The sequence below is a fragment of the Stenotrophomonas sp. YJH_SMC_16 genome, assembly GCF_059367875.1.
Genome location: NZ_JCAFRH010000003.1, coordinates 145456 through 163667, shown reverse-complemented (window position 1 = coordinate 163667; position 18212 = coordinate 145456). Strand labels below are relative to the sequence as shown.

Here is an 18212-nt window from a genome sequence, read left to right as displayed (position 1 = left end):
AGATGACGCGCCGGGAATTGTCCAAGGGCAGTAGAGCGCCCTGGCCGGGACCGTGAGCGGCATGGATGCCGCGATCGAGCCCCCATGGATGGGTTTACGGCGTGTCCCGGCCAGGGCGCTCTACTGCCCAGGCCGGGAAGCCTGCCGCGGCTTTTCGCTTCAGGCGTCCTTCGCCTCATGCGGTGCCGCCGCCGCCGCGGCATCATGCCCCAGCTCGTACTCCGCGTCGTAATCCCACGGCCCACCATCGGCCGCCGCCGGCCCACACGAAATCGAAATCGCCCCCTGGTCCGCCGGCCCCACCACGCGACGGTTGATCGCAAACAGATTGCGGCCCAGGTCATGCGCGGCCGGCGCGGTGTTCGGCGCCAGCGGACGTGCTGCCCATTCCGTCGCATCCACCAGCACTTCCAGCGTGCCGGCCTCGCCATCCAGGCGGATCATGTCGCCTTCGCGCACTTTGGCCAGCGGGCCACCGCGCGCCGCTTCCGGCGTCACGTGGATCGCCGCCGGAATCTTGCCCGAGGCGCCGGACAGGCGGCCGTCGGTGACCAGTGCCACACGCCGGCCCTGGTTCTGCAGCAGGCCCAGCAGCGGCGCCAGCGAATGCAGTTCGGGCATGCCGTTCGCACGCGGGCCCTGGTATCGCACCACCGCCACAAAATCCTGCGGCAGCAGGCCACCGGCGTGCAGCTTGTTCAAAACCTGTGGTGCATCCACCACCACCACCGGTGCTTCGATCGTGCGGTACTGCGGCTTCACCGCCGACAGCTTGATCAGCGACTTGCCCAGGTTGCCGCGCAGCAGGCGCAGGCCGCCTTGGTGTTCGAACGGGTTGTTGACACCGCGCACTACTTCGTCATCGGCGCTGCGTTCCAGGCCCGGCAGATAGACCAGCTGGCCGTCGCGCAGCTGCGGCTCGCGCGCATAGTCGGCCATGCCGCCACGCGCGACGCTCACGAGGTCGCCGTGCATCAGGCCCGCCTTGATCAGCTCGCCGAACACGAACGCCGGGCCGCCGGCCGCAGCGAAGCGGTTCACGTCGGCGTCGCCGTTCGGATAGACGCGGGCCAGCAGCGGGATCAGCTGCGACAGCTCGTCGAAGTCGTCCCAGGTCAGCACGATGCCGGCGGCGCGTGCCACGGCGATCCAATGGATGGTGTGATTGGTCGACCCACCGGTTGCCATCAGCGCGATGACCGCGTTGATGATCGCGCGCTCGTCGATGATCCGGCCCAGCGGACGGAAGTCATCGCCCAGCGCGGTGATGTCCAGCGCACGTTCGGTGGCTTCGCGGGTCAGTGCATCACGCAGCGGCGTGCCCGGGTTGACGAACGACGCACCCGGCAGCTGCACGCCCATCGCTTCCAGCAGCACCTGGTTGGAATTGGCGGTGCCGTAGAAGGTGCAGGTGCCAGCGCCATGGTACGACGCGGACTCGGCTTCCAGAAGCTCTTCGCGGGTCGCTTCGCCGGCGGCGTAGCGTTCGCGCACTTCGGCCTTCTGCTTGTTCGGAATGCCCGGGGTCATCGGGCCGGCCGGCACGAACACCGCCGGCAGGTGGCCGAAGGCCAGTGCACCGATCAGCAGGCCCGGCACGATCTTGTCGCACACACCGAGGTAGACGGTGGTGTCGAACATGTCGTGGCTGAGCCCGATGGCGGTCGCCTGTGCGATCACATCGCGCGAGAACAGCGACAGTTCCATGCCGCCTCGGCCCTGGGTGACGCCGTCGCACATCGCCGGCACGCCGCCGGCCACCTGTGCGGTGGCGCCCAGCTCGCGGGCGATCTCGCGGATCTGCTCGGGATAGGTCTCGAACGGCTGGTGCGCCGACAGCATGTCGTTGTAGGCGGTGATGATGCCCAGGTTCGGCGTCACGCCACCGCGCAGGCGGCTCTTGTCGGTGCCGCCGCAGGCGGCGAATCCGTGGGCGAGGTTGCCGCAGCTCAGGCGGCTGCGGAACGGGCCCTCACGCAGGGAGGCATCGATCGCGGCCAGATAGGCGGCACGCGAGGCGGCGCTGCGGCGGATGACACGCTCAGTGATGGCTTGCAGTTGCGGATGGAGGCTCATTGGCTACCGGCGTTCGTGGTGGCGAGAGGCAAGCGGCGGCGCGGCGCCGCCGCCGACATCAATCAGCCCAGTGCACGCGCAGGCGCGCGCCGTCCAGGTTGATTGCATTGAGGATCGGGTACTGCTGGGCGTCGTTGCTGTCCAGCGCCTGGCGCAGCACCTGCAGCTTCTGCTTGCCGCGCAGCAGCAGCAGGCGCTGGCGGCACTGGCCCAGCCCGTGCGGGGTCAGCGTGATGCGCAGCGGCCACTGGTTCGCGCCCGGGCAGCCGGTGGCGTCCAGTGCCGCGTAGGGCAGGGTGCTTTCCAGTGCGCGGGCCAGGTCCTTCGAGCCCGGGAACAGCGAGGCGGTGTGGCCGTCGTTGCCCATGCCCAGTGCCACCAGGCTCGGCGGCTGGCTGTGCTGGGCCTGCAGGTTGGCGGTGTAAACGCATTCCGGCAGCGGCTTTCCGATCCGTACCAGCGGATCGAAATGCGCACCTTCGGCGCGCTTGAGCAGGTGCTCGCGCACCAGCCAGGCGTTGCTGTCGCGATCCTGCGGCGACAGCCAGCGCTCGTCGGCCAGGCTCACTTCCACCCGGTCCCAGTGCACGTCCAACTCGGCCAGCGCCTGGTAGACCGGCGCCGGCGTGGTGCCGCCGGACAACAGGATGCGGGCGCGGCCCACTTCGTTGATGTCGTGGTTGAGGGTCTGCGCCATCTCGGCGGCCACTGCCTCGATCCAGCCATCGGCATCGCCGTGGCTGATGAACTCGATGCGGTCGTCGTGGAAGGTGGGGCTCATGCGGCAACTCCAGGTGCGTCACGTTCGGCGTCGGCGGCATAGGCGGCGGCGCCCAGCAATCCGGCGTGGGGATGCATCACGGCCAACGAGGGAACGCGCGCCATGATCGAAGAGAACCGCCCCTTGTGTTCGAAGCGCTGGCGGAAACCAGAGTGCTGCAGCGAATCGAGCATCTTCGGAGTCAGACCGCCGGTCAGGAACACGCCATCCCAGGCACCCTGGGTCAGTACCAGGTCGCCGGCAATGGCGCCGAACACCGCGCAGAACACGTCCACGGTGCGCATTGCCTGCGGATCGCCATGCAGGGCACGGGCGGTCACGTCCACCGGCTGCAGCTGGCCGGGATCGATACCGGCCATCTCGCACACCGCGCGATGGATGTTGACCAGGCCCGGGCCGCAGATCAGTCGCTCGTTGGAGACGCGGCCGAACTGCTCGGACAGGATTTCCAGGATGCGGATCTCCTCCGGGGTTCCCGGCGGGAAGCTGACATGGCCGCCTTCGGTTTCCAGCGGATAGCAGCGTCCGTGGCGCAGGATCAGGCCACCGACACCCAGGCCGGTGCCCGGACCGATCACCGCGTAGTTGCGCGGCTGGCCCGGCTTGCCCGGCACCCAGGCGGCACCGCCAACCTGGACCACGTCATCGGGCTGCAGCAGTGAAATCGCCATCGCCTGTGCGGCGAAATCGTTGATCAGGTGTAGTTCGTCGAACCCGAGCATCGCTGCGGTGCGGCTGCGCGAGATCACCCACGGATGGTTGGTGATGCGCGCTTCGTCACCATCAACGCGACCGGCCACTGCGAACACGCCGCGGCTGGCGGTGGCGCCGATCTGTTCCAGATGGTGGCGCGCGGCATCACCCAGCGATGGGAACTCCGCCACCGCGTACTCGCGGATGCTGTCCTTCTGCAGCGGTGCGTCCTGCGAGGTGTCGGCCAGGGCGAAGCGGGCGTTGGTGCCGCCGATGTCGGCGACCAGCACCGGCTGCGAGCTGGCACTCATGCCGAGGCTCCGCTGTCCGGCGCGTCCACGCCCTGCGGCAGGAACTCGCCCGCATTGCTCGGGCCCCATTGGCCGGCGGGGTAGGGCTCCAGCGGCAGCTTGGCGTCCTTCCAGGCATCGGCCACGCTGTCGATCCACGCCCAGGCGGCGCGCACTTCGTCATCGCGCACGAACAGCGTGTGGTTGCCGTTGAACGCATCCAGGAACAGGCGCTCATACGCGATGCGGCGGTGCAGGCCGGTCGGCACCGACAGCTCCAGCTCCAGCGGGTGCAGTTCCAGCGCGCCCCATTCCGGGCCGGCCAGGCTGCTCATCAGGCCCAGTTCGATGTTTTCCTGCGGCTGCAGCTGGAACACAAGGCGGTTCGGTGCGGCCTGCGCGCGCTGCGGGCGCTCGAACAGCCAGTGGGTGACCGGCTTCAGCGTGACCACCACGCGGGTGGTGCGCTCGGGCAGGCGCTTGCCGGTGACCAGGTGGAACGGCACGCCGCTCCAGCGCCAGTTGTCGATGTGCGCGGTGACACCGGCGAAGGTCTCCACGTCGCTGCCTTCCGGCGGCTGGTAGGCCTGGGCCGGCTGGCCGTTGATGGTGCCGGCGGTGTAGCGGCCGCGGATGCTGTCACGCGCGGCGTGCTTGGCATCAAGCGGACGCAGGGCACGCAGCACCTTGACCTTCTCGTCGCGGATGCGGTCGGCTTCCAGCGACGCCGGCGGTTCCATCGCCACCATGCACAGCAGCTGCAGGATGTGGCTCTGCACCATGTCGCGCAGCGCGCCGGAGCGGGCGTAGTAGGCGTCGCGGCCATCCACGCCTTCGCTCTCGGCCACCAGGATGTGCACCGATTCGATGTAGTTGCGGTTCCACACTGCCTCCAGCAGCGTATTGCCGAAGCGCAGCGCGATCAGGTTCTGCACTGCCGCCTTGCCCAGGTAGTGGTCGAGGCGGAACACGCGGTCCTCGTCGATCCACTGGCCGATGGTAGAGATGATCTCCTCGGCGCTCTCGCTGTCGCTGCCGATCGGCTTCTCCAGCATCAGGCGTGCCGGTGCGGCAAGTGCGCCGCCCTTGGCCAGACCTTCGCAGGTGGAGATGTACAGACCCGGCGGGATGGCCAGGTAGCTGACGCACTTGCGGTGCACCAGGTCGGAGACCGCGGCGGCAACCGAGTCGACGTCGCGCAGGTCCACCGAACGGTAGTCGATGCGGCGCAGCAGGGCACTGATGTCGTCCTGCGTGGCCATCGGCATGGCCTGCTGCAGGCGCGGGCGCAGGATGTCATGGAAGGCTTCGGTGTCATGCCCGGACAGGGCCAGCGCACGGATACGGAAGTCCTCCGGCAGCAGGCCGTCGCCAAGCAGGCGAAGCAGCGAAGGGAACAGGTAGCGCTGGGCCAGATCACCTGTGGCACCGAACAGGAAGAGGGTGTCGTGCATCGCTCGAGTTTCAGATCTGGGTGACATCGTTGTCAATCGCTTCATGGCTGGGTTCGGGGGACATCCGCGCAACTGCCTGTCCGAGGTTCGTCAGGGGCGATCTCCGGGGTAGCGGAAGACCGTTCCATTCGAAACCACTGCTCCGGCGGAAGCTTCGTTCCACCGCCGACGCAGATCGGTGCGCACCGATCATCGGATAGTGCCACGTGAAAACGTTTACATGGCAGAATGGGCAACTGTATTCGATTGCAGTGCTCGCCGTCATGCCGCAAGCGCGCAATCATCACTGCCATCGGGAGGGCCGAGGCAGTCCCAAAAGACAGCCCGGCTTCGGGCGGACCGGATAGGTGATATGGCAAAAGTGCAGTTGCAGGGTGTGCGCAAGGTCTATGACAACGGCCAGGTCGCGGTGAAGGACGCCAGCTTCGAGGTCGCCGATGGCGAGCTGATGGTGCTGGTCGGTCCGTCCGGCTGTGGCAAGTCGACCCTGCTGCGGATGGTGGCTGGCCTTGAAGAAATCAGCGGCGGCACGCTGACCATCGGTGATCGCGTGGTCAACGACGTGGCGCCGAAGGATCGCGACATCGCGATGGTGTTCCAGAGCTACGCGCTGTATCCGCACATGACCGTGGCCGAGAACCTAGCCTTCGGCCTGAAGCTGCGCGGGCATGACAAGGCGACCATCGACAAGCGCATCGCCGAAGCGGCGCAGACGCTGGGCCTGACGGAGATGATGGACAAGCTCCCCAAGGCGATGTCCGGCGGCCAGCGCCAGCGTGTTGCGCTGGGCCGGGCGCTGGTGCGCGAGCCGGCGGTGTTCCTGCTCGACGAACCGCTGTCCAATCTGGATGCCAAGCTGCGCCACAGCGTGCGCACCGAAATCGCGCAACTGCATCGCAAGCTGGGCACCACCATGATCTACGTGACGCACGACCAGGTTGAAGCGATGACCCTGGGCCAGCGCATCGTGGTGCTGAAGGACGGCATCATCCAGCAGATCGATACGCCGATGGCGCTGTACGACCGCCCGGCCAACCTGTTCGTGGCGGGTTTCCTCGGCAGCCCGGCGATGAACGTGCTGCGTGGCACGCTGCAGGGCGATGCCGGTGGCGTGACCGTGGTCGACGGCGAATGGCGTGCACCGCTGGGTCAGGCCACGATCGATCCGGCGTGGTTGCAGAAGCCGATCGCGGTGGGCGTGCGGCCGGAGCACCTGCAGCCGGCGGCCGCCGATGATGCGCATGCGTTCACTGCGCGCATCGAAGGCATTGAGCCGGTCGGCAACGAGATCTTCGTCAACCTCAGCAGTGGCCAGCATGCGCTGACCATGCGCGTGGCGCCGCAGGCGCTGCCGGCGGTGGGCGAGCAGATCCGCGTGGCGATCCACCCGCAGGGGTTGCATTTCTTCAACCCGGAAACCGGCGAGCGGCTCTGACTCTGTAGCCGAACCCACGCTCGGCTGCTTCGTTGCGGTGCGGACCAACGGTCCGCACCCACCATGGCGGCGGTAGCGCCGGGCCGTGCCCGGCGTGAACCTCAGCGCGCCAGTCCATCCAGTAGCGGCACACGCTGCGCCACCGCACCACCCACCTGCAACTCGGCGTCGCTGGCCTCCAGCGGCAGCACCGCCAGCGCCAGTTCACCGGCCACGCTGGCAATCGTGCCCAGCGCTGCGCCGTCCTGTTGCACGCCATCGCCGGCCTGCGCCGGTGCTGCGGCATGCAGCAGCTGCACCGCGCGCTTGGCCTTGCCGAGGAAGTGGGTGCGCGCGACGATTTCCTGACCGGGATAGCAGCCCTTCTTCACGCTGTAGCCGTTCAGGCGGTCCAGGCCCAGCTGCTGGGGGGTCCACACTTCGCGCTGGCTTTCTTCCAGTCGCGGCAACCCGTAGCGCAGGTCGGCCTGGCGCCAGGCCAGGGCGAAAGCGGCCTCATCGGTTTCGCTGCCGGCGGCAAATGCATCAGCTGCGCCAATGCGCAGGGTGCGCGGCAGCGCATCGCTGCCCAGGTCAAGTTCCCAGCCGTCCGCTGCGGCGTGCGCAATCGCGGCGTTGCTGGCGGCTTCGGGCGCGGTGAAGGCGCCGGCCACCGCCAGATCGCTGCGCACCTGCACCTTCACCTTGCGACGGAACACGAAGCGCTGCAGTTGCGACGCAATCGCATCGGCATCGCCGTCGGCCAGCACCAGCATCACGTGGTCGTCGGCCAGCCGAAGCAGCTGGAACACCGCCAGGGTGCGGCCTTTTGCGCTCAGCCAGGCGCTCCACTGCCAGTGCAGCAGGGGCAGGGCAGTGACGTCGCCGCTGAACTGGGCGTGGGCGAAAACGGCCGCATCCGTGCCCTGCAGGCTCAGCAACTGGTGGCCGGGCAGGCGCGGATATCCGACGAAAGCAGGGGGCAGGTTGTCAGGCACGTGAACGAGGTCTAAAATTTGTGCGTTGCGAGACCGAACATGATAGGCCAAACAACCCCCACTCCCGACGACGAATCTGAAGCCCCGCTGGTCCCCGCGGCACCCGTGCCCGTGGAACAGGAAAAAGCAGAGGAATTCGGCGGCCGCGGCGGACTTGATCCGGTGCGGTATGGCGATTGGGAGAAAAACGGACGCTGCATCGATTTCTGATCAGCATTGAGCCAACGCGGCCGTGTGCCGCCCAGCCGAGACAACGAGCCCAGCGAATGGCGACCAGACAACGCCCACTTTCCCCGCACCTTCAGGTGTATCGCTGGCAGATTCAGATGGCCACCTCGATCCTGCATCGAGCCACTGGCGTCTTTCTGTCTGTTGGTGCCCTCATCATCGCTGCCGGCCTGCTGGCCCTGATGATGGGGCCCGAGTCCTGGAACTGCTTCACCGGCCATGCCGGGGCCTGGTATGGCCGCGTGTTCCTGTTCGCGTGGACATGGTCGTTCGCCTATCACCTGTGCAATGGCATCCGCCACGTGGTGCAGGACTTCGCCATCGGCTTCAGCATCCCCGCCTTCATCCGCAGCAGCTGGCTGTCGGTCACCGGCAGCCTGGTGATCACCCTGCTGGTGTGGGCCTATGTGATGTTCGGAGGTGCCGCGTGAGCAAGTTCCGTACCCCGCTGAAGAACGTGCGCGGCCTTGGCTCGGCCAAGACCGGCACCGAGCACTTCGTGCACCAGCGCCTGACCGCCGCCGCGCTGGTGGTGCTGGGCATCTGGTTCCTGGTCTTCGTGCTGGGCCTGCTGGGCTCGGACTACGCGACCGCCGCCACCGCCGTGGCCAAGCCGTGGAACGCAGTGCCGCTGATCGGCCTGCTGATCGCCATGTTCTGGCACGCGCAGCTCGGCATGCAGGTCGTGCTGGAAGACTACATCCACGAATCGCTGCTGGCCCTGGTGCTGCAGACCGCGGTGAAGTTCGTCGCCGTGCTCGGCATGATCGTCAGTGTGTTTGCGGTGGGCCGCATCGCCCTCGGCGTTGCCTGAGCCCAGGCACCAACACAGGAATCCAGATTAGATGTCCGCTTACAAGATCACCGAACACAAGTACGACATGGTCGTGGTCGGCGCCGGCGGCGCCGGCCTGCGCGCCACGTTCGGCCTGGCCGCCAAGGGCCTGCAGACCGTGTGCCTGACCAAGGTCTTCCCGACTCGTTCGCACACCGTTGCCGCCCAGGGCGGTATCTCGGCCGCACTCGGCAACATGGGCGAGGACGACTGGCGCTACCACTTCTTCGACACCATCAAGGGGTCGGACTGGCTGGGTGACCAGGACGCGATCGAGTACATGTGCCGTGAGGCCATCCCCGCCATCATCGAACTCGAACACTACGGCGTGCCGTTCTCGCGCACCGCCGAAGGCAAGATCTACCAGCGCCCGTTCGGTGGCATGACCACCAAGTACGGCGAAGGCCCGGCGGCGCAGCGTACCTGCGCGGCGGCCGACCGTACCGGCCACGCGATGCTGCACACCCTGTACCAGCAGTCGCTGAAGCACGACGCGCGCTTCATGATCGAGTACTTCGCGCTCGACCTGATCTTCGACGACGAAGGCGCCTGCCGCGGCGTGCTGGCCCTGGACATGTCCGACGGCACGCTGCACCTGTTCCGCGCCCAGGGCGTGGTGCTGGCCACCGGCGGCTACGGCCGTGCCTACTTCAGCGCCACCTCGGCGCACACCTGCACCGGCGACGGTGGCGGCCTGGCCATGCGCGCCGGCATCGCCATGCAGGACATGGAGTTCGTGCAGTTCCACCCGACCGGCATCTACGGCGCCGGTTGCCTGATCACCGAGGGTGTCCGCGGTGAAGGTGGCATCCTGCGCAACAGCAGCGGCGAGCGCTTCATGGAGCGCTACGCACCGCATTACAAGGACCTGGCCTCGCGCGACGTGGTCAGCCGTTCGATGACCATCGAGATCCGCGAAGGCCGCGGCGTCGGCGAGCACAAGGATCACATCCTGCTCGACCTGACCCACCTCGGCCCGGGCGTGATCGACGAGAAGCTGCCGGGCATCGCCGAGAGCGCCCGCATCTTCGCCGGCGTCGACGTGCACAAGCAGCCGATCCCGGTCATCCCGACCGTGCACTACAACATGGGCGGCATCCCGACCAACTACCACGGCGAAGTGGTGCAGAAGGTCGGCGACAACGACAATGCCGTGGTGCCGGGCCTGTACGCCATCGGCGAAGCGGCCTGTGTGTCCGTGCACGGCGCCAACCGCCTGGGCTCGAACTCGCTGCTGGACCTGGTGGTGTTCGGTCGTGCGGTGGCCAACCGCTGCGCCGAGACCATCAAGCCGGGCGCATCGCACAAGCCGCTGCCGGCCGATGCCTGCGACAAGGCGCTGGGCTTGCTGGACAAGCTGCGCCACGCCAACGGCGATACCCCGACCTCGGTCATCCGCGATCGCATGCAGCGCACCATGCAGGCCGACGCCGCCGTCTTCCGCACCAGCCAGACGCTGAAGGAAGGCTGCGAGAAGATGGACAAGATCTTCGACTCGTTCCAGGACGTGAAGGTCTCCGACCGTTCGCTGGTGTGGAACTCGGACCTGATCGAGACCTACGAGCTGAACAACCTGCTGCTCAACGCGGTGGCGACGATCAACTCGGCCGAACAGCGCAAGGAAAGCCGCGGCGCGCATGCGCACGAGGACTTCCCGGACCGCGACGACGTCAACTGGCAGAAGCACACCCTGGTCAGCGTCGACGAGAAGGGCAAGTGCAGCTTCGACTACCGTCCGGTGCACATGTACACGTTGACCGACGACGTGTCCGTGGTGCCGCCGAAGCCGCGCGTGTACTGATCCGACCCCGCCTACCATGCAATCCGCGCCCAAGGGCGCGGGCCGCCTGAGCCAACGAGAGCAGCCATGGCCGAGTTTTCACTCCCCAAGAATTCCAAGATCACGAAGGGCAAGCACTTCCCCGTCAAGAACGGCGGCAAGAACGTGCGCACCTTCAAGATCTACCGCTGGAGTCCGGACGACGACAGCAACCCGCGCACCGATACCTATGAAGTCGATCTGGACGCCTGTGGCCCGATGGTCCTGGACGCCCTGATCAAGATCAAGAACGAGATCGACCCGACCCTGACCTTCCGCCGCTCCTGCCGCGAAGGTATCTGTGGTTCGTGCGCGATGAACATCGACGGCACCAACACCCTGGCCTGCACCCGAGCCATCTCGGACTGCGGCAAGAAGGAAGTGCCGATCTACCCGCTGCCGCACATGAACGTGGTCAAGGATCTGGTTCCGGACCTGACCCACTTCTACGCGCAGTACGCCTCGATCAAGCCGTGGATCCGCACCCAGACCCCGGCACCGCCGGACCGCGAGCGCCTGCAGTCGCCGGAAGACCGCAAGAAGCTGGACGGCCTGTACGAGTGCATCCTGTGCGCCTGCTGCTCGACCAGCTGCCCGAGCTACTGGTGGAACGGCGAGCGTTACCTGGGCCCGGCGATCCTGCTGCAGGCCTACCGCTGGATCATCGATTCGCGCGATGAGGACACCGGTGCGCGCCTGGACGACCTGGAAGATCCGTTCAAGCTGTACCGCTGCCACACCATCATGAACTGCGCCCGGACCTGCCCGAAGGGCCTGAACCCGGCGTTGGCGATCGCCGAGATCAAGAAGCTGATGATGGAACGCCGCGCCTGATACGGCGCAGGGTAGTTGCATGACCCCAGTAGAGCCACGCCATGCGTGGCTTTGCTGTGTCTGGAGAAGCACGATGGAAGAAGACGTTCTGCTGAAGAAGCTGCGCTGGCGCTGCCGCCGCGGCATGCGCGAGCTGGACCAGCTGTTCGGCCGTTACCTCGACCACGAATGGAGCACTGCGCCGACCGAAGAGCGCGAGGTTTTCCTGTTCCTGCTCGACTGCGAGGACGATAAGTTGTGGCGCTGGTTCATGGGTTATGAGGCCTGCCCGCATGCGCACGCAATCCCCCTCATGCAGAAGATCCTCGCCCTCAAGCCTTGAGTGGCGGCCCTCACGGCTGCAGGCCGCCGCCCAGCTGGCGGTGCTGCTGGCCGCACCCTGGCTGCTGCGCGCATCGGATCTGCCGCTGCGGCTGTTGATGCCCGCGGTGTTGCTGGCCTGGGGCATCGGGTTGGCCGAACTGGCCTGGCGCCAGCGCAGGCCACGCGTGCAGGTGCTTCTGCCGGTACCGTCCGAGCCGCTGCAGGTGGCCGGGCAGGACGTCGATGCGCCACAACTGGTCGTGCGCGGCCCCTGGCTGCTGTTGCTGTGGCGTGAGGATCGGCGCCGCCGGCGCCTGCTGTTCTGGCCGGATGTGCTCGATTCCGGGCAGCGACGTGAACTGCGACTGGCCGTCGCCGCACGCAGCGTTTCCCGTCGGCCCCGGTCGATGGCACCATAAGCTGAATTGACCGGCGTGCCTGCATGTTCAAACCCATTCCAGTGGCCATCGGCCTGCGCTACCTGCGCGCCAAGCGCCGCAACGGCTTCATCTCCTTCATCTCGATGGCATCGATCCTGGGCATCGCGCTCGGCGTCACGGTGCTGATCACCACCCTGGCGGTGATGAGCGGTTTCCAGAAGGAAATCCGCAGCCGCCTGTTGCAGATGACCGCGCACACCACCATCAGCCGTGACGGCGAGCCGATGCCGGACTGGATGCGGGTGGTCGACGTGGCCAACAAGGATCCGCGCGTGGCCGGTGCCGCGCCGTACATCGAGATCCAGTCGATGATCAGCGGTCCGCGCGTGCAGGGTGCGATCATCCAGGGCATCGATCCGGCGCTGGAGCCGAAGGTGTCGGTGATCGACAAGAAGATCACCAAGGGCAGCTATGACAGCCTCACGCCGGGCAGCTTCAACGTGCTGCTGGGCAAGGAGCTGGCGCTCTGGCTGGGCGTGGACGTCGGCGACCAGGTGCTGGTGACCTTTGCAGAAGTGCAGGGCACGCCTGCCGGCGCGGTGCCACGGATGAAGCGCTTCACCGTCAGCGGCATCTTCGAGGCCGGTTACAACGAAGTCGACCGTGGCGTGGGCTTCGCCAACATGCAGGACCTGGAGCGCGTACTGCGCAGCGACGGTGCCACCGGCGTGCGCCTGAAACTGCACGACATGGACCGCTCGCTGGAAGTGGGCGTGGACCTGGCGCAGAACCTCGGCGGTGCCTACCGCGTGAGTGACTGGACCCAGCAGAACGCCAACCTCTACCACTCGCTGCGCATGGAGAAGGTGGTGATGGGCATCCTGCTGTCGCTGATCATCGCCATGGGCGCCTTCAACCTGGTGTCCTCGCAGGTGATGCTGGTGACCGACAAGCAGGCCGACATCGCCATCCTGCGCACCCTCGGCCTGACCCCGGGCGGCGTGATGCAGGTGTTCATGGTGCAGGGCTCGCTGATCGGCATCTTCGGCACGCTGGCCGGCCTGATCGGTGGCATCACCCTGACCCTCAACCTGGAGCGCATCCTCGGCGCCATCGAGAGCGTGTTCAACGTCAAGCTGATGCCGGAGGATGTCTACTACATCACCGGCCTGCCGACCGACATGCAGACCGGCGACGTGGTGGCGATCACCGTGGTCGCACTGCTGATGAGCTTCCTGGCCACCCTGTACCCCGCCTGGCGGGCAGCACGCACCCAGCCGGCGGAGGCCCTGCGTTATGAATAAGGTCTTCAACCGCGGCGATGAAGTGATCCGCGCCGAAGCACTGGGCAAGACCTACGCCGAAGGGCGCATGCAGACCCCGGTGTTCGATGGCCTGGACCTGACCGTGACCGCCGGCGAAACCGTGGCGATCATCGGTGCCTCCGGCGCCGGCAAGAGTACGCTGCTGCACCTGCTGGGTGGCCTCGACATTCCGACCGCGGGCGAGGTCTATGTGACCGGCCAGCGCATGTCGGCGCTGTCGGACACCGCGCGCGGCCTGCTGCGCAACCAGGCGCTGGGCTTCGTCTACCAGTTCCATCACCTGCTGCCGGAGTTCACCGCGCTGGAAAACGTGATGATGCCGGTGCTGCTGGCTGGCACCGCGGTGGCCGAAGCGAGCAGCCGCGCCACCACGCTGCTGGAAGCGGTTGGCCTCGGCCATCGCCTGGACCACAAGCCGGGCGAGCTGTCCGGCGGCGAGCGCCAGCGTGCTGCGGTGGCGCGAGCACTGGTCAATCATCCGGCCTGCGTGCTCGGTGACGAGCCGACCGGCAACCTGGATGACCGCACGGCTGCAACGGTGTTCGAACTGATGCTGGAGCTGAATCGTGCACGTCACACCAGCCTGGTGCTGGTAACCCATGACCGCAGCCTGGCGCGTCGCCTGGACCGGGTGCTGGAACTGCGCGAAGGGCGCCTGCACGCACTGGCCCACGCCGACGTCTGAGCGGTCGGACGGACTCTGGTAGAAGCCGACCTTGGTCGGCTGCTCCTGCAGGGCAAGCGCCAACCAAGGTTGGCGACTACCGGAATCCGACGTTCTGGACCCGCTTTGGCAGAGGTCGACCTTGGTCGACCGCCGACCGGCGCCTGAATGGGGCCGTCGGCCGTCGCGCCGGCATTGCCAGGCCAGGCGCATGATGGCGACAGTTCCCCGAGGAGATCGCCATGAAGACCCCGCTTCTGCTGGCCGGCCTCTGCCTGGCCCTGGCCGCCTGTGCCACCACCGGCCGGCTCAGCAGCGCCGAGAAGCTTGACCTTTACCGTGCCCACGCCGGTGCGCCGCAGAACGACATGCAGTTCTTCGGCACCCTCAATGGCTGGACCGAGCTGGGTGACAGCGCGCTGGCGGTGTGGACGCGTCCCAGCGAGGCCTACCTGCTGGAGCTGAGAGGCCCCTGCCAGGACCTGCCGTATGCCACCGCCATCGGCCTGACCAGCCAGATGAACCGTGTCTCGGCGCGCTTTGACAAGGTGCTGGTGCGCGACCCCACCGGCGGCCCGCGCATGCCGTGCTTCATCAACAGCATCCGCAAGCTGGACGTGAAGGCACTGCGTGCCTCCGAGCAGGAGCTGCGCCAGGCGCAGGTGCAGGAGCGCGAGGAATCCGGGAAATAAACGGGTAGCGCCGGGCCATGCCCGGCGGATGCCTGGACGCCGGGCATGGCCCGGCGCTACCGGCAGGTCAGGCTTCCGGAACGAAGCCTGCGGGCTTCTCCGCGTCCTTCTCGAACAGGAACTTGACCAGTTCGCCTTCAAGGAACGCGCGATGCTCCGGCGTGCGCGGTGACAGCCGGTTCTCGTTGATCAGCATGGTCTGGTGCGCCAGCCACGCGGCCCAGGCCTGCTTGCCGATGTTGTTGAAGATGCGCTGGCCCAGCTCACCGGGGTAGGGCACGAAGTCCAGACCCTCGGCATCGCGTTGTTCGTACTGGCAGAAGACGGTTCGGGGCATGGCACTCACTCGTGGTTGCGGGATTTCTTGGAGGTTCGTTTCGGCGTCTTGATCGTGGCGCCATCGAGCAGCTTGCGGATCGGCGCCGGAAGGCCCAGCGCGGGCAGTTCGTCGGCAGCCACCCAGCGCAGCGTGGGTTCTTCCACGCGCAGGCCGTGCACCTGCCGCGACAGTACCTGCAGATGCAGCTTGTAGTGGCTGAAGGTGTGCTGCAGCACCGGCAGTTCGTCGGCATCTTCCAGCGAGCCGTCCACATGTGTGTCGAACCAGTCCTGCAGGTCGCTGCCCGTCTCGGCCTGCGGCAGCGTCCACAGCTGCGCCCAGATGCCAGCATCCGGCCGCTTCTGCAGCAGCACGCGCTGCTGGGCGTCGCGCAACAGCAGGGCGACCGCTTCGCGTTCGGGCAGGGTCTTGCTGGGCTTGGGCGTCGGTAACTCAGCGGTGCGGCCTTCGCGGCGTGCCACGCAGTTGTCCTGCAGCGGGCAGATCACGCATGTCGGCTTGGCCCGACTGCAGACGGTGGCGCCCAGATCCATCTGCGCCTGGGTGTAATCGGCCATGCGCCCGGCCGGGACCTGCGCAACGTGCGCCTCGGCGATGGCCCACAACTGCTTCTCGATGGCCGGCAGGGCGGGAAACCCGTCGATGCCGTGGTAACGGCTCAGCACGCGCTTGACGTTGCCATCCAGGATCGCGAACGGGTCGTTCCAGGCTTGGCTGAGGATCGCGCCGGCAGTGCTGCGGCCGATGCCGGGTAGGGCGTGCAGTGCATCGAAATCTCGCGGCAGGTCGCCGTCATGCAGTTCCACGCAGCGCTTTGCGGCGGCATGCAGGTTGCGTGCGCGGGCGTAGTAGCCGAGCCCGGCCCACTGCGCCATCACCGCGTCGTTGCTGGCGGCGGCAAGGTCGGGCAGGGTCGGGAAGTGCTGCAGGAACCGCTGGAAGTACGGGATGACCGTGGCCACCTGGGTCTGCTGCAGCATGATTTCCGACAACCACACCCGGTAGGGGCTGCGCGGGTGTTGCCAGGGCAGGTCGTGGCGGCCGTGGTCGTCGAACCAGTGCAGCAGGCGGGCGACGAAGTCGTCGTGCTGGGCAGTGTCGGCGCTGGCGTGCGGCTGGCGGTGCATCGGTGTTCCAGAGAGGCAGCCACCCGTGGGTTCACCCTTGTAGAGCCACCCCATGGGTGGCTGCACCAGAGTGCGGTGGCTGCACGGTATATCAGGCACCCAGCGCTTCAGGCAGCAGGGCGTCGACGAAGGCTTCCGGATCGAACACGCGCAGGTCTTCCGGGCGCTCGCCGATGCCGGCAAAGCGGATCGGAATGCCGAACTCGCGGGCCAGCGCGAACACCACGCCGCCCTTGGCGGTGCCGTCCAGCTTGGTCACCACTAGGCCGGTCACGTTCACTGCGGCATTGAACTGGCGCAGCTGCGACAGCGCGTTCTGGCCGGTGGTGCCGTCGATCACCATCAGCACTTCGTGCGGTGCGGTGGGGTCGATCTTGCCGAGCACGCGGCGGATCTTGCCCAGCTCGTTCATCAGGCCGGACTGGGTATGCAGGCGGCCGGCGGTATCGGCGATCAGCACCGAGGTGCCGCGGGCCTTGCCGGCCTGCAGTGCGTCGAACGCCACCGAAGCGGCATCGGCGTTCTGCCCCTGGGCGACCACGGCCACGCCATTGCGCTCGCCCCAGGCCTGCAACTGGGCCACGGCGGCGGCGCGGAAGGTGTCACCGGCGGCCAGCATCAGGCTGTGGCCTTCGTCCTTGAAGCGCTTGGCCAGCTTGCCGATGGTGGTGGTCTTGCCGACGCCGTTGACGCCGACGGTCAGCACCACGAAGGGCTTGGCAGTGCGGTCGATCACCAGCGGCTTGGCCACCGGCTGCAGGATCGCGATCAGCTCGGCGCGCAGCGCGGCCAGCAGTGCATTGGCGTCGGCGAACTCGCGCGACTTCATGCGCTTGCGCAGGCCCTCGACCAGATCGGTGGTGGCACCTACGCCGACATCGGCGGTGATCAATGCAGTTTCCAGCTCGTCAAGCAGGTCGTCGTCGAGCTTGGGATTGCGCGAGAACAGGCCACCGAAGCTGCGCGCGATGACGCTGTTGCGCAGGCGCTCGCGCCAGCCGGGCTTGCCGGCAGTTGCGGGCACGGCGTCGACCGAGGCGGCGGCCGGCAGATCGTCGGTGACCGGTGCCGGTGCCGGGGTGGGCCCAGGCAGCGGCGCGGGTGCCGGTTCGATGGCCGGGGTCGCGATGGGGGCGACGTCGATCTGCGCCGTCGGCGCTGGAGCTGCCGGAACCGGTGCGGCTGGAGCCGGAATCACCGGGGTGGGTTCGACAGCGACTGGAACGACGGCTGCGGGGGGCGACTCGACCGGTGCAGGCTCGGCCGCTACGGCTGCCGGTGCCGGCTCTTTGTCCTCGACCGGCGCGGCCGACGGAAACGCCGCCGCCAGCTCTTCAGCCGAGTAGTGCTGGGTCTTGGGTGCCTCCGCTGCGGGGGCATCCTGGGGCTTCTTGCGGCGGAAAAAACTGAGCATTGGCAAAAGGCGCTGAAATCAGAGGGATATGCTACCACTCGGGCCTGTCGGGCCGATGTGGGCTCAAGGTTGCGGCCCATCGGCCGTTAACCGGTCCGGAGGGCTGCGCAGTGCGGTCCGGAGACCGCCATGAACAACGTGATGGGAACGGCACGCGGTGGCATGCGTGCAGCCCAGCAGGGGGTGCAGCTGGCCGCGCACAACGTGGCCAATCTGGCGACCCCGGATGCCCAGCGCCTGCAGCTGCAGCGTAGTGCGGTGGAGCAGGGCGGAGTGCAGGCCTCGGTGACCCCTGCCGGTGCCGATGTCGATGTCAGTGCACCGCTGGGAGATCTGCTCGCGGCGAAAGCCGAGGTGTTGGCCTTCGCCGCCAATGCCACGGTGATCCGCCGCCAGGACCAGATGCTGGGCTCGCTGCTGGATCGCGAAGCCTGAACCCCCTCCGCAGGCGCGAACCGCCGCCCCTGGTGGGTGCCAACCCTGGTTGGCATGCTTTTGGGGCGCCATCCAAGGTTGGCCTCTACCAAGGCACCGCCGGGCCATGC

General features: G+C 67.3%; 20 protein-coding genes. 12 read left to right on the top strand and 8 right to left on the bottom strand.

The genetic code is table 11. The features are described 5' to 3' along the window. Positions 1–159 precede the first annotated feature (159 nt). Genes edd through zwf form a run of 4 tightly spaced genes read right to left on the bottom strand, consistent with a single transcriptional unit; the run spans position 160 to position 5294 of the window. A complete protein-coding gene (gene edd, locus AC5P6E_RS08345) occupies positions 160–2076 on the bottom strand; it encodes a phosphogluconate dehydratase (protein WP_495230840.1) in 1917 nt (638 codons plus the stop codon). A 58-nt stretch (positions 2077–2134) separates the two neighbouring features. Then, on the bottom strand, positions 2135–2857 hold the full coding sequence (gene pgl / locus AC5P6E_RS08340; protein WP_010484329.1) for a 6-phosphogluconolactonase: 723 nt from the start codon (positions 2855–2857) through the stop codon (positions 2135–2137). After that, on the bottom strand, positions 2854–3861 hold the full coding sequence (glk, locus tag AC5P6E_RS08335) for a glucokinase (RefSeq protein ID WP_010484331.1): 1008 nt from the start codon (positions 3859–3861) through the stop codon (positions 2854–2856). Before glk ends, pgl begins: the two co-directional genes overlap by 4 nt. Beyond that, positions 3858–5294 (bottom strand): glucose-6-phosphate dehydrogenase, encoded by a 1437-nt coding sequence (gene zwf / locus AC5P6E_RS08330; RefSeq protein WP_010484333.1) that lies wholly within the window; start codon positions 5292–5294, stop codon positions 3858–3860. The genes glk and zwf overlap by 4 nt, the downstream gene beginning before the upstream one ends. A gap of 352 nt (positions 5295–5646) precedes the next feature. Here zwf and AC5P6E_RS08325 point away from each other — a divergent pair, with 352 nt between their 5' ends. After that, on the top strand, positions 5647–6729 hold the full coding sequence (locus tag AC5P6E_RS08325; protein ID WP_010484335.1) for an ABC transporter ATP-binding protein: 1083 nt from the start codon (positions 5647–5649) through the stop codon (positions 6727–6729). Between the two features lie 101 nt (positions 6730–6830). Here the strand turns inward: AC5P6E_RS08325 and ygfZ are convergent, their stop codons facing one another. Next, positions 6831–7706 carry a CAF17-like 4Fe-4S cluster assembly/insertion protein YgfZ gene (gene ygfZ, locus AC5P6E_RS08320; RefSeq protein ID WP_019338329.1) on the bottom strand — a complete coding sequence of 292 codons (876 nt, stop codon included), beginning with the start codon at positions 7704–7706 and terminating at the stop codon, positions 6831–6833. Positions 7707–7745: 39 nt separating this feature from the next. Between ygfZ and AC5P6E_RS08315 the strand changes: the two genes are divergently transcribed. From AC5P6E_RS08315 to AC5P6E_RS08270, 10 genes are all read left to right on the top strand, one after another. Beyond that, a complete protein-coding gene (locus AC5P6E_RS08315; protein WP_005409075.1) occupies positions 7746–7916 on the top strand; it encodes a DUF1674 domain-containing protein in 171 nt (56 codons plus the stop codon). Between the two features lie 56 nt (positions 7917–7972). Continuing rightward, positions 7973–8365, top strand: coding sequence for a succinate dehydrogenase, cytochrome b556 subunit (gene sdhC, locus AC5P6E_RS08310; RefSeq protein WP_005409076.1), 393 nt, complete (start codon positions 7973–7975; stop codon positions 8363–8365). After that, complete coding sequence (sdhD, locus tag AC5P6E_RS08305) at positions 8362–8748, top strand: succinate dehydrogenase, hydrophobic membrane anchor protein (protein ID WP_019338330.1); 387 nt, start codon at positions 8362–8364, stop codon at positions 8746–8748. Before sdhC ends, sdhD begins: the two co-directional genes overlap by 4 nt. A gap of 31 nt (positions 8749–8779) precedes the next feature. Then, on the top strand, positions 8780–10570 hold the full coding sequence (sdhA, locus tag AC5P6E_RS08300; RefSeq protein ID WP_019338331.1) for a succinate dehydrogenase flavoprotein subunit: 1791 nt from the start codon (positions 8780–8782) through the stop codon (positions 10568–10570). A gap of 66 nt (positions 10571–10636) precedes the next feature. Further along, positions 10637–11422, top strand: coding sequence for a succinate dehydrogenase iron-sulfur subunit (locus tag AC5P6E_RS08295; protein ID WP_005409079.1), 786 nt, complete (start codon positions 10637–10639; stop codon positions 11420–11422). A gap of 73 nt (positions 11423–11495) precedes the next feature. Further along, the gene (locus tag AC5P6E_RS08290) at positions 11496–11744 is read left to right on the top strand and encodes an FAD assembly factor SdhE (RefSeq protein ID WP_005409080.1); all 249 of its coding nucleotides are present in this window, start codon (positions 11496–11498) and stop codon (positions 11742–11744) included. Next, positions 11695–12144 carry a hypothetical protein gene (locus AC5P6E_RS08285; RefSeq protein ID WP_329834819.1) on the top strand — a complete coding sequence of 150 codons (450 nt, stop codon included), beginning with the start codon at positions 11695–11697 and terminating at the stop codon, positions 12142–12144. Before AC5P6E_RS08290 ends, AC5P6E_RS08285 begins: the two co-directional genes overlap by 50 nt. Before the next feature lie 23 nt (positions 12145–12167). Then, positions 12168–13409 (top strand): lipoprotein-releasing ABC transporter permease subunit, encoded by a 1242-nt coding sequence (locus AC5P6E_RS08280; protein WP_019338333.1) that lies wholly within the window; start codon positions 12168–12170, stop codon positions 13407–13409. Next, the gene (lolD, locus tag AC5P6E_RS08275; RefSeq protein WP_005409083.1) at positions 13402–14115 is read left to right on the top strand and encodes a lipoprotein-releasing ABC transporter ATP-binding protein LolD; all 714 of its coding nucleotides are present in this window, start codon (positions 13402–13404) and stop codon (positions 14113–14115) included. Before AC5P6E_RS08280 ends, lolD begins: the two co-directional genes overlap by 8 nt. Positions 14116–14336: 221 nt before the next feature. Then, positions 14337–14786 carry a DUF6491 family protein gene (locus tag AC5P6E_RS08270; protein WP_019338334.1) on the top strand — a complete coding sequence of 150 codons (450 nt, stop codon included), beginning with the start codon at positions 14337–14339 and terminating at the stop codon, positions 14784–14786. 67 nt (positions 14787–14853) lie between these two features. On the opposite strand, the gene AC5P6E_RS08265 is transcribed toward AC5P6E_RS08270, so the two are convergent. From AC5P6E_RS08265 to ftsY, 3 genes are all read right to left on the bottom strand, one after another. Next, positions 14854–15123: an oxidative damage protection protein gene (locus AC5P6E_RS08265; protein WP_019661206.1), complete on the bottom strand. Its 270-nt coding sequence runs from the start codon at positions 15121–15123 to the stop codon at positions 14854–14856. A 5-nt stretch (positions 15124–15128) separates the two neighbouring features. Beyond that, positions 15129–16253 carry an A/G-specific adenine glycosylase gene (gene mutY, locus AC5P6E_RS08260; protein ID WP_495230839.1) on the bottom strand — a complete coding sequence of 375 codons (1125 nt, stop codon included), beginning with the start codon at positions 16251–16253 and terminating at the stop codon, positions 15129–15131. Positions 16254–16344: 91 nt separating this feature from the next. Further along, on the bottom strand, positions 16345–17667 hold the full coding sequence (ftsY, locus tag AC5P6E_RS08255) for a signal recognition particle-docking protein FtsY (RefSeq protein WP_049413036.1): 1323 nt from the start codon (positions 17665–17667) through the stop codon (positions 16345–16347). 129 nt (positions 17668–17796) lie between these two features. Here ftsY and AC5P6E_RS08250 point away from each other — a divergent pair, with 129 nt between their 5' ends. Beyond that, positions 17797–18102 carry a hypothetical protein gene (locus tag AC5P6E_RS08250; protein ID WP_010484366.1) on the top strand — a complete coding sequence of 102 codons (306 nt, stop codon included), beginning with the start codon at positions 17797–17799 and terminating at the stop codon, positions 18100–18102. Positions 18103–18212: the final 110 nt, after the last annotated feature.

What these genes read in the sequence shown, in the direction of transcription:
- edd (WP_495230840.1), bottom strand. Translation starts at nt 2,076, where the DNA reads ATGAGCCTCCATCCGCAACTGCAAGCCATCACTGAGCGTGTCATCCGC.
- pgl (WP_010484329.1), bottom strand. Translation starts at nt 2,857, where the DNA reads ATGAGCCCCACCTTCCACGACGACCGCATCGAGTTCATCAGCCACGGC.
- glk (WP_010484331.1), bottom strand. Translation starts at nt 3,861, where the DNA reads ATGAGTGCCAGCTCGCAGCCGGTGCTGGTCGCCGACATCGGCGGCACC.
- zwf (WP_010484333.1), bottom strand. Translation starts at nt 5,294, where the DNA reads ATGCACGACACCCTCTTCCTGTTCGGTGCCACAGGTGATCTGGCCCAG.
- AC5P6E_RS08325 (WP_010484335.1), top strand. Translation starts at nt 5,647, where the DNA reads ATGGCAAAAGTGCAGTTGCAGGGTGTGCGCAAGGTCTATGACAACGGC.
- AC5P6E_RS08315 (WP_005409075.1), top strand. Translation starts at nt 7,746, where the DNA reads ATGATAGGCCAAACAACCCCCACTCCCGACGACGAATCTGAAGCCCCG.
- sdhC (WP_005409076.1), top strand. Translation starts at nt 7,973, where the DNA reads ATGGCGACCAGACAACGCCCACTTTCCCCGCACCTTCAGGTGTATCGC.
- sdhA (WP_019338331.1), top strand. Translation starts at nt 8,780, where the DNA reads ATGTCCGCTTACAAGATCACCGAACACAAGTACGACATGGTCGTGGTC.
- AC5P6E_RS08295 (WP_005409079.1), top strand. Translation starts at nt 10,637, where the DNA reads ATGGCCGAGTTTTCACTCCCCAAGAATTCCAAGATCACGAAGGGCAAG.
- AC5P6E_RS08290 (WP_005409080.1), top strand. Translation starts at nt 11,496, where the DNA reads ATGGAAGAAGACGTTCTGCTGAAGAAGCTGCGCTGGCGCTGCCGCCGC.
- AC5P6E_RS08285 (WP_329834819.1), top strand. Translation starts at nt 11,695, where the DNA reads ATGCGCACGCAATCCCCCTCATGCAGAAGATCCTCGCCCTCAAGCCTT.
- AC5P6E_RS08280 (WP_019338333.1), top strand. Translation starts at nt 12,168, where the DNA reads ATGTTCAAACCCATTCCAGTGGCCATCGGCCTGCGCTACCTGCGCGCC.
- lolD (WP_005409083.1), top strand. Translation starts at nt 13,402, where the DNA reads ATGAATAAGGTCTTCAACCGCGGCGATGAAGTGATCCGCGCCGAAGCA.
- AC5P6E_RS08270 (WP_019338334.1), top strand. Translation starts at nt 14,337, where the DNA reads ATGAAGACCCCGCTTCTGCTGGCCGGCCTCTGCCTGGCCCTGGCCGCC.
- AC5P6E_RS08265 (WP_019661206.1), bottom strand. Translation starts at nt 15,123, where the DNA reads ATGCCCCGAACCGTCTTCTGCCAGTACGAACAACGCGATGCCGAGGGT.
- mutY (WP_495230839.1), bottom strand. Translation starts at nt 16,253, where the DNA reads ATGCACCGCCAGCCGCACGCCAGCGCCGACACTGCCCAGCACGACGAC.
- ftsY (WP_049413036.1), bottom strand. Translation starts at nt 17,667, where the DNA reads ATGCTCAGTTTTTTCCGCCGCAAGAAGCCCCAGGATGCCCCCGCAGCG.
- AC5P6E_RS08250 (WP_010484366.1), top strand. Translation starts at nt 17,797, where the DNA reads ATGAACAACGTGATGGGAACGGCACGCGGTGGCATGCGTGCAGCCCAG.